Origin of the sequence: Streptomyces sp. NBC_01235, assembly GCF_035989285.1 — a bacterium.
GTDB lineage: Bacteria > Actinomycetota > Actinomycetes > Streptomycetales > Streptomycetaceae > Streptomyces.
Map to the genome: position 1 here is coordinate 10,681,570 of NZ_CP108513.1, position 11,807 is coordinate 10,693,376.

9 protein-coding genes and 5 pseudogenes are annotated in these 11,807 nt (G+C 68.6%); 11 read left to right on the forward strand and 3 right to left on the reverse strand.

Annotated features, from left to right (window positions below; all coding sequences use genetic code 11):
- Positions 1 to 31: 31 nt before the first annotated feature.
- Complete coding sequence (locus OG289_RS47880; RefSeq protein ID WP_327320296.1) at positions 32 to 355, reverse strand: hypothetical protein; 324 nt, start codon at positions 353 to 355, stop codon at positions 32 to 34.
- 29 nt (positions 356 to 384) lie between these two features.
- On the opposite strand from OG289_RS47880, the gene OG289_RS47885 reads away from it, so the two are divergent.
- The 5 genes and pseudogenes from OG289_RS47885 to OG289_RS49935 form a co-directional block, all read left to right on the forward strand.
- Positions 385 to 795 carry a Rid family hydrolase gene (locus tag OG289_RS47885; protein ID WP_327320297.1) on the forward strand — a complete coding sequence of 137 codons (411 nt, stop codon included), beginning with the start codon at positions 385 to 387 and terminating at the stop codon, positions 793 to 795.
- A 31-nt stretch (positions 796 to 826) separates the two neighbouring features.
- A pseudogene (locus OG289_RS47890) lies at positions 827 to 1,211 on the forward strand (transposase); the annotation flags it as partial.
- Between the two features lie 579 nt (positions 1,212 to 1,790).
- Positions 1,791 to 1,976: pseudogene (locus tag OG289_RS47895) on the forward strand (IS256 family transposase); the annotation flags it as partial.
- A 72-nt stretch (positions 1,977 to 2,048) separates the two neighbouring features.
- Positions 2,049 to 3,029 (forward strand): threonine ammonia-lyase, encoded by a 981-nt coding sequence (locus OG289_RS47900; protein ID WP_327320298.1) that lies wholly within the window; start codon positions 2,049 to 2,051, stop codon positions 3,027 to 3,029.
- Between the two features lie 594 nt (positions 3,030 to 3,623).
- Positions 3,624 to 4,068: pseudogene (locus OG289_RS49935) on the forward strand (ATP-binding protein); the annotation flags it as partial.
- Here OG289_RS49935 and OG289_RS47910 read toward each other — a convergent pair.
- Complete coding sequence (locus tag OG289_RS47910; protein ID WP_327320300.1) at positions 4,047 to 4,361, reverse strand: HAD family hydrolase; 315 nt, start codon at positions 4,359 to 4,361, stop codon at positions 4,047 to 4,049. The pseudogene OG289_RS49935 and the gene OG289_RS47910 sit on opposite strands and share 22 nt — an antisense overlap.
- A gap of 399 nt (positions 4,362 to 4,760) precedes the next feature.
- Here OG289_RS47910 and OG289_RS47915 point away from each other — a divergent pair, with 399 nt between their 5' ends.
- Positions 4,761 to 6,014 (forward strand): L,D-transpeptidase, encoded by a 1,254-nt coding sequence (locus OG289_RS47915; RefSeq protein ID WP_327320301.1) that lies wholly within the window; start codon positions 4,761 to 4,763, stop codon positions 6,012 to 6,014.
- A gap of 778 nt (positions 6,015 to 6,792) precedes the next feature.
- Positions 6,793 to 7,101 (forward strand): annotated as a pseudogene (locus OG289_RS47920) (helix-turn-helix domain-containing protein); the annotation flags it as partial.
- A gap of 37 nt (positions 7,102 to 7,138) precedes the next feature.
- On the opposite strand, the pseudogene OG289_RS47925 reads toward OG289_RS47920, so the two are convergent.
- A pseudogene (locus tag OG289_RS47925) lies at positions 7,139 to 7,664 on the reverse strand (DNA polymerase III subunit alpha); the annotation flags it as partial.
- Between the two features lie 56 nt (positions 7,665 to 7,720).
- On the opposite strand from OG289_RS47925, the gene OG289_RS47930 reads away from it, so the two are divergent.
- The 4 genes from OG289_RS47930 to OG289_RS47945 all read left to right on the forward strand — a co-directional run bounded on the left by OG289_RS47930 (position 7,721) and on the right by OG289_RS47945 (position 11,773).
- Positions 7,721 to 9,646 carry a hypothetical protein gene (locus OG289_RS47930; RefSeq protein WP_327320302.1) on the forward strand — a complete coding sequence of 642 codons (1,926 nt, stop codon included), beginning with the start codon at positions 7,721 to 7,723 and terminating at the stop codon, positions 9,644 to 9,646.
- A gap of 67 nt (positions 9,647 to 9,713) precedes the next feature.
- On the forward strand, positions 9,714 to 10,073 hold the full coding sequence (locus OG289_RS47935) for a hypothetical protein (RefSeq protein ID WP_327320303.1): 360 nt from the start codon (positions 9,714 to 9,716) through the stop codon (positions 10,071 to 10,073).
- Positions 10,074 to 10,397: 324 nt separating this feature from the next.
- Positions 10,398 to 10,628 (forward strand): hypothetical protein, encoded by a 231-nt coding sequence (locus tag OG289_RS47940; RefSeq protein WP_327320304.1) that lies wholly within the window; start codon positions 10,398 to 10,400, stop codon positions 10,626 to 10,628.
- A gap of 311 nt (positions 10,629 to 10,939) precedes the next feature.
- The gene (locus tag OG289_RS47945; protein ID WP_327320305.1) at positions 10,940 to 11,773 is read left to right on the forward strand and encodes an alpha/beta fold hydrolase; all 834 of its coding nucleotides are present in this window, start codon (positions 10,940 to 10,942) and stop codon (positions 11,771 to 11,773) included.
- The last annotated feature ends 34 nt before the right edge of the window (positions 11,774 to 11,807 follow it).

Genomic DNA, 11,807 nt, shown 5'->3' on the forward strand with positions numbered 1-11,807 from the left:
AGGACGCTTGCGCCCTCTCATCGGTGCGGGTTCAAGTGGTCAACGCAACGCCTCGGACGAGGAGTGCTCGTCGATCAGACGGCGGTAGATCCGGGGTGACGGTGTGGCGCTGTTTCCTGGTCGCGTCCAGATCAATGAGCAGGATCTCGTCGATCAGCAGCGTGAACGGATCCAGCTTCGACGGCCGCGCCGAAGCGGTTGTCGTGCGTGGCTGCGGCCAAGCCGAGGTCAGGGCCTTGTTGACCGTGCTCCAGGTGACGCCGTACTTGCACTGCGACGCCCGGTTCGACATGCCATCGCGGGAGTCGCGCCGCAGCGCGGCATACAACTCGACCTTCGACTGGCCAGGCGGCATGTTGCGGCATGCTGGTCAGACTCGCGGGCATGACAGCGAAGATCACCCGTATCAACCCCGAGCAGTTGCATGACACGCCCGGCTACCACCACATCACCGTGGTGGAGACCGGCAGGACGGCGTATCTGGCGGGGCAGTGCCCGCTCGATCGGAGTGGTTCCCTTGTCGGCTCGGGCTCCGTCGAGGTGCAAGTCGATCAGGTCGTCGTGAACGTGCTCGCTGTCCTCGCGGCGGTGAATGCCCAGCCCCCTCACGTGGTGCGTTCGGTGATCTACGTGCGGAGCGACAACAGAGATGTCCTGGGCATTGTGTGGCGTCGGCTCACCGCCTCCGCCCTCGGGCCGGCGTTCGCATCGGCCAGCACGCTCCTGGGCGTTGCACAGCTGGGTTTCGCAGGGCAGCTGGTCGAGGTGGACCTTACCGTCGCGCTGCCCGACTGAGCCGATTCCTCACGCCTCGAACGGTGTGACGGGTGCTGTGAACTCGGCGGTGGAGCTGACGCTGCTGCCCGAGCACCAACGTGGGCTCGGGGCGATGCACGACGGTCTCAACCAGGGCCGGATCGACGCCGGCCGGCTGCGTTCGCCGCTGGCCGGTCTCCCGCTGCCCCGGTTTCCGGACGGGCGCCTGGTGCCGGCGGTGGACGTGTCGCCGTGGCTGCGGTCGGACGCACCGTGCTCGCCGGACCGGTTGTTCTGCCACGTCTACGGCCGGGCGAAGACAGCCTCGCAGTTCATCCCCGGCTGGCCGTACTCGTTCGTCGCCGTGCTGGAGATGGGAGCCACGTCCTGGACGCAGATCTTGGACGCAGTCCGGCTCGGTCCGGCCGACGACGCCACCGCGGTCAGCGCGTCGCGGCGCTCCGGCCTGGTCGCAGGGACAGCCGCGCACAGCGCGAGTGCGCCCGGGTGCCCGATGAGTTCCGTCCAGCTGCCCGCCGCGCGCAAACGGACCTGCCCTTCGTCCGGCTTGGGTGCCCAACTGCCTCCGACGCAGCGGCCGATGCGCTCGATATCGGCGAAGAATTCGTCGTTCCGGCCGACCCCGACGAGGCCCTGCAGGGCGGCGGATACGGCGAAGTCGCTCCACGTGCGGCGGGTCCGGGGTGCGGCTGTGTCGATCTCGTTCATGCGTCCGATCATGACGGACGGCACCGACAACGGGTCGCGCACGGCCCCGCCCGACTCCACAGTCGCCCGCCACCGGCATGCCGCCGGGCGCCTCCCGGTATCACCGCGCGCCGTGCGCGTATCCGTAGGGTGCCGCAGGACGGCGGGCATCAGTCAGGGATCTGTACAGGTCACGAAGGGAACGATGCGTGCCGGCGAAGAAGGCGCTGGGGGTGCTCGAAGATTGTGCGCATCCAGCGGTGAAACTCCGGACCAAGGTCACCAAGGTCACCAAGGTCACCAAGGTCACCAAGGTCACCAAGGTCACCAAGGTCACCAGGGGCGCGGGTGGCCCGGCCGCCGCCCTGGCGATGGTGTTCAAGCTGGTCGAGTCCGCCCAGGCGCGCTGTCGTGCGGACACCGCACCCCACCTCGTCGCCCTCGTCCGGGCCGGTGCCCGCTTCGAGAACGGTCACCTCGTCGAACGCGCCGAGGAACCCGCTGCAGCGTGACACACCTCAACCGACCTGCAACTCCCGGCAGTTGCTCATGGAACCAGCGCCGGTGGCGTAGGCTGCTGCGTCGTGCAGGAGACGCGTCTCGACACTGCTCGGATCCGGGCGGCTCGCCGGGTAATCGACCCGGTCTTTCTCGATAGTCCGCTGTACCGCTGCGAGGCGCTGGAGCCCGGCCTCGGGTGCACGGTGAGCATCAAGCTCGAAACGGCGAACCCGGTCCGCAGCTTCAAGGCCCGCGGTACCGAGGTAGTCGCGAGTCTGCTGGCCGACGATGCCTCGCGAGCCGCGGTGTGCGCGAGCGCGGGCAACCTTGGCCAAGCCCTCGCGTGGTCCGGTCGCGGCCGGGGGCTGGACGTCACAGTCGTGGCATCCCGCTTTGCGACTCGGGCCAAGCTTGATCGCATCCGCGCATTGGACGCCGCGTTGGAGCTGGTGGACGGCGACCACGAGATGGCTCGCGAGCGGGCGGCGGCCATCGCACGGTACGACGGCATCCGGCTGGTCGAAGACAGCCTGGACATCGAGACCTGCGAGGGCGCGGCGACCATCGGCCTCGAACTGGTGGACGCCGAACCGTCGTTCGATACCGTCCTGATCGCTCTCGGCGGTGGGGCGCTGGCCACCGGCGTGGGGCATGTGGTGAAGGCACTGGCACCCGAAGTCGAGGTCATCTGCGTTCAGCCGCTGGGCGCACCAGCGATGACACACTCGTGGCGTCAACGGAGTGTCGTCACCACCGACTCGACCAACACCATCGCTGACGGCGTCGCCGGCCGGCGTCCCATCCCGGCCGTCCTGGACGACCTCCTCCTTGTCGCTGACGACGCCGTCCTGGTCCAGGAGGCGTCGATCATCGCCGGTATGCGGAGGCTCCTTGACCACGCTGGCCTCGTCGTCGAACCTTCCGCCGCGCTCGGCATCGCGGCGATCCTCGAAGACCGTGACCGCTTCGCCGGCCGACACGTCGTCACCATCGTGTGCGGCAGCAACGTCGACGTAGACCTCTACCACCGCTGGGTCGGCGCGGCTCCCATCCACAGGTCGTGACAATTGCTCCAGTCCACTTGGCCGCCACCCTTGTGCAGTGGTTCGCCGCCGGTCTCGTGCGCCGTACGCCGTAGTGCCCCATACAGGGGAGGGTTCGGTCGGGCTACGGCGAAGCGTTCCTCGACTGGATCTTCTGGTCCTACCTCGCTGCGGTAGCCCGGCGCCCTGGCCGGCTCCGAGGCGCTCGATCAGGCTCGCCGCGAGGGCACCTTCACCTCCGTTCACGAAGCGCTCTGGTCCACGGCCAAATACACGCTCGGCGAGTCCGAGGGCACCAAGACCCTGATTCAGGTCCTGCTGCTGCACCGCCACCTGCAGCACCGCGACGTGGTCGCCGGGATCCGTGCCCCGCTCGCGGTCGGCGCCTGCACCGCGGACGTGGTCGCGCTGGAAGCCCGCAAGGCCGCCGATACCGAGGGTCGGCCCCCCGACCGTCACCGCCACCACCGTCCTGCCCGAGCCAGTCGCCCCGCCGGACCTGCCGCTGCGCAGCCTGACCGAGCGCCGGGCCACCCGCCTTCCCGCCGACCAGCGGCCCCTGCCCACTCTCGAACGCTGGGACCAGCTCCTGCACCGTCCTGGAAGGGAAACCCGATGACCGGCCCGCACCACACCCTGACCGAGCCCGCCTCCGACGCCGCGATCGACTCCGCCTGCCGGCTCCTGCGGCTGCCGACGATGCGGCCCCGTTCGCCGACACCATCGCCCGCGCCGAGCGCGAGCACCTGTCCTGTCGCGGGTCCTCGCCGAGCTGCTGATGGCCGAGTGCGAGGACCGGGACCGCCGCCGGTCCGAGCGCCGGATCCGGGCGGTCGGCTTCCCCCGCTCGAAGTGGCTCTCGGATTTCGACTACACGGCCAACCGGAACGTCACCCCGGCCCTGATCAACAACCTCGCCACCTGCGAATGGGTCGAGAAGGGCGAGCCGCTCTGCTTGATCGGTGACTCCGGCACCGGCAAGTCCCATCTGCTGATCGGCCTCGGTCCCACCGCCGCGATGGCCGGCTTCCGGGTCCGCTACGCGCTCGCCGCAAAGCTCAGCGCATCCACCACTTCGGGGTGGGGAGCGACCTCGACGTCCTTCAGCTTGCGGTAGTACACCTCGGTCTCGTCCAGCGCGAGTTCGCGTCCGACCAGGTGAGCCGAAATCACCTCGGGCGTTCCGAGAGAGTAGGAGGCAACAACCTGTTCAGGGCACGCACTGGGCCCGCCGAGTTCCCGCACCGCGGCAACGAAGGCCGCCGGCACCACAACGGTGGAATCCAGCAGCGTGCCGTCCATGTCCCACACCAGCTCTAAGTACCGGCCGGAGATGGTGCTGATCGAGGACATCCACGCGGGGCTTTCTGCTCCGAGTCGACCTGGCGAAGCCCAGTTCAACTGTCGGGAACAGCCGCCCCCTGCCCTGGCCGCCCCCTGCCCTGGCGGCGCCCTCCCCACGCCGGCGAACCCCTCCAGGCACTTCGCCGCCCGAACCGCGGGTTCGACGCCGCGCTCATTTCTTCCGGGGCACGAGCAAGGGGGAGCGGAACTGCACCAAGATCCGTGTGCGGACCGCCATCGGCTCCCAGGTCCAGGTCCAGGTCCAGGTCTGCAACCTCGGCGACGCGCTCGACCATGCGTGGCCTTCGCCACAATTTACCCATTTATGGATATAGGCATGCCTATAAGTGGTTTCACGGCTGATTGCACTCCTCAGGCGATCAGCACAGGTATGCAAGGACCAGCGGCATGGAGAAGCGTTTGATCACGCTCTATAAACGACGCACCGGGCTGGTGGCTATGGCCGGCGTACTCGGGGGCGTACTCGCAGTCACGGCCCTCGGCGGTACAAGCAACGCTGCCACCAGCGGCAACACTGCCGGGAATCATCCGAAATCGCAGGCGCGGGTAAATCAGGCAGGCGCCCAGGAAGCCTCCGACGCCCGAATAGAGATCACGCCCGGGCAAGGTGCCTACAACGTCGGGATCAACGGCCCGGTCGGTGTCACCGTCAGTAATGGCAAACTCACCAAGGTGACCATGACCGCCGTCGCGACCGGTGCCGAGATCCCGGGCACTCTGTCCGCGGACGGCACCTCTTGGAAGCCGAACGGCCGACTGGAGCGTGCCACCAAGTATCAGATCGCCGCAGAGGCCGAGGACGCCAAGGGCCGCTCAGCCACCGGTAACGCCACAATCACCACGGTCTCCCCGGCCAACGACTTCATCGGGCACGTCTCCCCCGGGGACGGCTCGACCGTCGGCGTGGGCATGCCGGTGACGGTCAACTTCGACATGGCGATCAGCGACAAGGCCGCTGTGGAGTCGGAGATCCAGGTCAGCTCCAGCAGCGGCCAGCGGGTCGTCGGTCACTGGTTCAACGACCACCGCCTGGACTTCCGCCCCGAGAATTACTGGAAGCCCGGCTCCACCGCCACCGTCACGCTCAACCGCCACGGCATCCAGAAGACGGTCACGTTCAAGATCGGCCGGAGCCAGATCAGCACCGTGGACGCAAAGACGAAGCAGATGACCGTCGTCCGGGACGGCAAGACGATCAAGACCATCCCGATCTCGTCGGGCAGCCCCGAGCACCCGACGTACAACGGCCAGATGGTGATCTCCGAGAAGTTCAGGCAGATCCATATGAACGGTGCGAGCGTCGGCCTCACGGAGAAGGACGGCAAGCCCTCGTACGACATCAAGGCCGTACCGCACGCCATGCGGCTGACCGACTCGGGCACGTTCATCCACGGCAACTACTGGGGTGCCGACTCGATCTTCGGCAAGGTCAACACCAGCCACGGCTGCGTAGGCCTGAAGGATGTCAGGGGCGGTGGCGACGGCAGGCAGCCCGCCGCGTGGTTCTTCGACCACTCGATGATCGGTGACGTCGTGGTCGTCAAGAACTCCGAGGACAAGACCATGTTGGCCTCGGACAACGGCCTCAGCGATTGGAACATGGCGTGGAGCGTGTGGGCCGCGGGCAGCCCAACCACCTGACGCCACGCCACCGTCCACGCAGCCGAACCGGCATCCCTTCCGCCAGGCGGTGGCCGACATCATGTCGGCCACCGCCTGCGGCGTCAGAACGCTCGGACAGCCGTCGGTCCGGGGGCCCCGCACCCGGTACGCGGGGAACGGGTAAGCCGGGTCATGCAGTGCGCTGTTCGTCGACCACATCGGCCTCAGCCCCGCAGGACGACAGGCCGTCAGCCGCTCGCGCGTCATCGCAACCGCCCTGGCCGTCGCGGCCATGGGCCTCGGCGCGAGCGAGCAGCTCGCAGCAGGCGTTGGCTGGGCACCCGTGCTGGCCGCCGCCATCCCGCTGGCCACGGGGGCCGGCCTGTCGGTGCAGCGGCACTCAACGGGCGCATCGCCCGAGTTGTCGGCCCATGGGCCGAGACCGTGAACAACATGGTCGTCGGCCTGGCCACACTCATCGTGGCCTTCGCCGTCAGCCTGCTCGCCGCAGGCAGCCTGAACGGGTGCCCGGCGATGCCGGCCTCTACACCGGCGGGCTGCTCGGCGCCTCCTTCGTCGCTCTGACCTCCTGGCTGGCCCGCATCCACGGCATCCTCGTCCTGGACTCTCTGTCGTCGCAGGACAAGTCCTCGCCGCCGAAGCAATCCAGGCAGCACTCCCGCACAGGCACGCCACGCCGACGAGCCCGATACCCGTCGCGCTCACCCTCACGTACCCATAGCCCTCCGCCGGCGTGCGCACCACTGAGCCCCCACCCCTTCCCGCCACTCCCTCCCCCGGAACCAAGGAACACCTCTTGCCCCACCGCAACGCCCCGCTGACCGTCGAAGGACGCCGCCGCCTCATCGAACGCTGCAAGACCCGCCCCATCGCACACGTCGCCGCGGAGATGGGCATCTCGCGCGCGTGTGCTTCCAAATGGGCCAACCGGTACCGGCGGTACGGGGAACTGGGCCTGCTCGGCCGCTCCAGCGCACCGCACCGCCAACCGACAGCGACCCCTTGCGAGGTGATCGCGAGGATCGGGGCAATGTGGCGGGAGCGCAAGTGGCCCGCGGCCCGGATCGCGTTCGAGTTCGCCGCTGACGGTATGTCAATCGCCGTGGCGGCAGGGCGTCGGCGACGATGACCCGGCGCGGCTACATGCCCGGATCGTGTTCCAGAAGCCCCGCGTACAAATACGCCGGGAAGTGCGCCTTCAAATATGCGGACCGCAGGGCGGGGACGGCGAGGGCGACCGCGTGCGCGGCAGAAGCCGTACGCGCCGAAGGAGGAGACGATCTCCCACACCTCGTTCAGCACGTCCTTGGTGCAGCCGCGCTCCCCGGCCGTACGACGGAACCAGGCTTCGGCCTTCGGCAGCCGGTCGGGGTCGGCCAGGGCACGGCGGGCGACGTCGCCGGCGGCACGGTCGCAGCCGGTCGTCGTCGCGAGGATCGCGATGATCTGCTCGTGCCAGATCACCACGCCGCAGGTGTCGTTGGGTACCGGCTCCAGGTCCGGATGCGGATACTTGGGGGCGGCGCCGTGCCGGGCGGCGATGTAGAGAGCGGGCATGCCCCCAGATACGGGGCCGGGCCTGAAGAGACTGATGTCCGCGACGACGTCCTGCATGTGCCGCGGCTGCGGACGGCCCACCAGATCCTGTCGACCAGGACTTTCGAGCTTCTGTGTACGGTCCCCCTGTTGCTGCAGGTTGTGTTGCGCACGGAGTGAGCTGAGTTGTGGATGAGTGGCGTCTGTTCTGGACGGGTGCCGGCGGCACCCCGGATGGCGATCGAGACGATGTGCTGGGAGCGTGGGGCGACTTGGCCGAGCGGGAGCGGGCGCTCGGGATCCGGCCCGGACAGCCGATCCTTCTCGCCCCGGACGGCCGCGTCGACCCGCGCCTGAGTGCGGTCTTCCGACATCGGGACTTTGCCCGGAAGGCCGAGGGGACCAAGGAGACGTACGCGCCGGACTACCGGCTGTTCTTCACCTACTTGTGGCGCCGCGGACTTCGCTGGGACGAGGCGACGGCGGACGTGCTGGAGGACTGGGAGGACTGGCGGCTGCGTGGCGAGGGGAATCCGTCTCCCATCGGTGGGGCGAAGTGGGCGCGGGAGTTGGCCGCACTCGGGCTGTTCTACAAGATCGCCGTCAGGCGGGGCTTCATGCCAGCGTCCCCGGTACTCACGCACACGGTGACCACACCGGACGGCGGCACGGTTGAGGTGGCGTACCTAGCGCCGACGGATGTCCGCAGCTCGCACGTGAAGTGGCTCTCCCCGCGCGGATACCAGCTGTGGCGGGACGTGGGCCTGGGCGGGATGCTGCCGAGCGGGCTGGAGAACGAGAGCTGGCCGGGGCGCAACGACGGACGGGATGTCGCGTTCGCGGACTTCACTCCAGTGGCCTGCGGCGGCGGGAGGTCGGGACACGCCACGGTCGGTAGGGACGTCCCGCTCGTTGACCCAGGCCCCGAGGTCTCCGTGGTGCCGGCGCCCCGGCTGCGGCCGGGTGTGCGCGATGACGAGGTCTCCCGCTTCGGTCACCTGCGGTGGGAGCTGGCCCATCTGCAGCACACGGACACGGCCAGCACCAAGGCGTTCTTGTGGTCCAACTTCCCCGGTTCGCTGCGGGATTCGTTCATGCGCGTCGCCTGGGCGTTGATCAACATCCCGACCCCTGAGGTGCTGCACGCCCGGCTCGGAGCCAGGTCGCGGTCGGTGGTCTCGGCCGGCTCGGTGATGACCGCGATGACCGGGTTCCGGAAGTTCGCCCGCTGGCTCGATGCCCAGGGCGTCGCGCGGCTCACTGACGTCGACCAGGAGATGCTGGAGAAGTACGCCGCGTACCTGGGTGAGAAGGGCTTCACCGATGGGCACGACGAGCGGCAGCTGTTCGCCCTGACCCGGGTGTGGGCGTACGCGCCGCACCTTTTGCCCGAGGACCGGCTGGTGATGCCGCCGTGGGAGGACCCGGGCGCGGCCATCATCGACTTCCTCGGCGACGACTTCAGCAGGGAGCGCGGCGAAAACCGGGAGGTCGTCATCCACCCAGCCACCATGTCCCCGCTCCTGGTCTGGGCGCTGCGCATGGTCCTCAGTCGGCACTTCAAAGGCGTCACCGACGCGGACGGCAACACCCTGCCCAGAGGCGAGATCCGCCCGGAGCCCTGGACGGTCATCGAACTCGTCGACCGCGCCGTGAAGGTCCTTGAGCAACTCCACGACGACCGCCTGCTGTTCCCCCGATCCCTGACCGTCCGCACCCTCCAGCCCACCCAGGCCGAGATTCGCGCGGAAGGGCTGAGCCCCAACCGGTTCACCGGGCGCATCAAGGCGTTCATCGACTGGGCGAACGCGACCGCCACCCGGCTCGACCGGACCCACGAGCTGATTCCGGCGGACCCTCACGGACCGATCACGCTTCGCCGCCTGCGCCGCACCGTGGCCCGGTTCATCTACCGCCGCCCCGGCGGCCGCATCGCCCTCGGATTGCAGTACGGACATGTCGGAACCTCCCTGGCCGAGTCGTACGGCGGGCGCACCAAGGCCGACATGCTGGAGATCCTCGACTTCGAAAGGGCCCTGGCCCTGGCGGACGCCCTGGCGGAGGCCAGCGACCGGCTGTCCGCCGGCGAAAAAGGTCAGCGGGCCAGCTGCTGACCGCTACATCGCCGCCGCGGACGAGTTCGCCGCCCGGTACGCGGGCGCCTTCGCCACCAAGGGCCAGATGAAGGCGCTGCGGACCAACCCCGGCCTGCAGCTCTTCGAAGACCCGGAAGCGCTGCTGACCTGCAACCTCGATCCCTACAAGGTGTTGTGCGATCCCGACCTCGCCAAGGGCACGAAACCGTCCATGCGCACCCCGAGCTGGAACCGCTGCAACCCTGCCTGCGCGAACATCTCCCGCACCGACACCCACATCCAGCGGGCCCGCGAGCAGCTCGCCGGCCTCAACGCCGACTGCGCCGGCCCGCACCTGCCCCACCCGATACGGCGTCGGCTCGAGCTGTGCTGCGCCAGCCGAGAGAAGATCATTCAGACGCATGAGGACGCAGCAGGGCGGACGGCCGACAGGGACAGCACATGACGACAGCCCAGGACAACGCACCGGCCTGCAGCGAGCAGGACCGCGGCAGCGCGGACCACCCAACGGAGCCGGTCGCCGCAGGCATCGCCGAGACCGTGGGCCGGGTGCTCGCGATGGCCGCCGCCGCGGCGAGTCCGTCCCGCCCGGCGATACCGCCGAGATCGAGGCGATCACCGACGCGATGGTCCGTCTGCTGGTCGGCACTCCACTGCGCTCCGACGGGCAGCTGACCGTCAGTCGCTCGCCGAGGAAGCGGGCCTCAAGCGCAACAAACTCACCCACAAGCACACCGGGCTGAAGGACCTGTTCTACGCCCTGGTGTGGATGCAGGAAGCCCGGCCAAAGGTCGCCGACAACCTGAAGCAGAAGAACGACGAGCTGAAGCAGAAGCCCTCCCGCCTGCGCACCGAGCACGACCAGCTGCGCACGGACTTTCAGCAGCTGGTGCGGGTCGTACACGTCCTGGAGGTTGAGAACCAGCAGCTGCGCGAGGCAGCTGGCAGCGATGGTGTCGTTCGAGTGCTGCCCGTCCAGCACCGGCCCTCGGATCGCTGACCCCTGATCGACCACATTCGCGCTCAGTGTGTGAGTGAGGGGCGCCGGTACCGCTCGGCCTCGTCGGCCAGGCTCCGCTGGTCGCGCGCGACCAGGATCAGGTCGCGGCCGACTCACGGCCGGTGCAGCCTCCCCGAGGAGCGGCGGCGAGCATCGGTCGATGATTTCATGAAGCCCGGCCGCGGTAGAGGATGTAGTGCGGACCGAGGGCCTGTGGTCGATGACCGGAGAGTCATCTGACTGATGCTCCGGTGGTGAGCCGCTGCTGAGACTGGGGTTACTCACCTATACCGCCGGAGGTACGCAGAGCCATGTCGAATCTGACAGTCGGCCGTGAGAACGGCCAGGACATCGAGATCTACTTCGAGGACCACGGGTCGGGGCGGCCGGTTGTGTTGATCCACGGCTACCCGCTCGACGGGCGCTCGTGGGACAAGCAGGAACGCGCGCTGCTGGACGCCGGCTACCGGGTCGTCTCCTACGACCGCCGCGGGTTCGGCCAGTCCAGCAACACCACCGTCGGCTACGACTACGACACCTTCGCCGACGATCTCAAGGCGCTCCTCGATCACCTCGACCTGCACGATGTCGCCCTCGTCGGGTTCTCCATGGGCACAGGCGAGGTGGCCCGCTATCTGGGGCGCCACGGCTCGGAGCGAGTGAGCAAGGCGGTGCTGATGGCGACGGTCCCGCCGTTCCTGCTCAAGACCGACGACAACCCCCAGGGCGTCGACGGTGCGGTGTTCGAAGGCATCAAGGCCGCGATCGTCGAGGACCGCCCCGCGTACTTCAAGAACTTCCTCGACGACTTCTTCAACGTGGACGTCCTCAAGGGCACTCGGATCAGCGAGCAGGCGTGGCAGGCGGCGTTCGCGATGGCCCTGCAGGCGGGTCCGTTCGCCACGTACGCCTGCGTCGACACCTGGCTCACCGACTTCCGCGAGGACGTCAGCAGGATCGACGTGCCGACGCTGCTCATCCACGGTGACGCAGACCGGATTCTGCCCTACTCCGCGACGGCGGCGCGGCTGCCCGGCCTGATCCCCGGCCTGACGGTCGTGACCGTCGAGGGCGGCCCGCACAACATCGCCTGGACTCACGCGGACGTCGTGAATCCGGCATTGCTCGACTTCCTCAAGGCATGACCCGGACGGGTTCCTCATGGCCTGGTCCGGCCCC

Bases quoted from the DNA above. Each gene is read 5' to 3' on its own strand.
- OG289_RS47885 (WP_327320297.1), top strand. From the start codon at position 385: ATGACAGCGAAGATCACCCGTATCAACCCCGAGCAGTTGCATGACACG.
- OG289_RS47935 (WP_327320303.1), top strand. From the start codon at position 9,714: ATGAAGGCGCTGCGGACCAACCCCGGCCTGCAGCTCTTCGAAGACCCG.
- OG289_RS47910 (WP_327320300.1), bottom strand. From the start codon at position 4,361: ATGTCCTCGATCAGCACCATCTCCGGCCGGTACTTAGAGCTGGTGTGG.
- OG289_RS47945 (WP_327320305.1), top strand. From the start codon at position 10,940: ATGTCGAATCTGACAGTCGGCCGTGAGAACGGCCAGGACATCGAGATC.
- OG289_RS47940 (WP_327320304.1), top strand. From the start codon at position 10,398: ATGCAGGAAGCCCGGCCAAAGGTCGCCGACAACCTGAAGCAGAAGAAC.
- OG289_RS47880 (WP_327320296.1), bottom strand. From the start codon at position 355: ATGCCGCCTGGCCAGTCGAAGGTCGAGTTGTATGCCGCGCTGCGGCGC.
- OG289_RS47915 (WP_327320301.1), top strand. From the start codon at position 4,761: ATGGAGAAGCGTTTGATCACGCTCTATAAACGACGCACCGGGCTGGTG.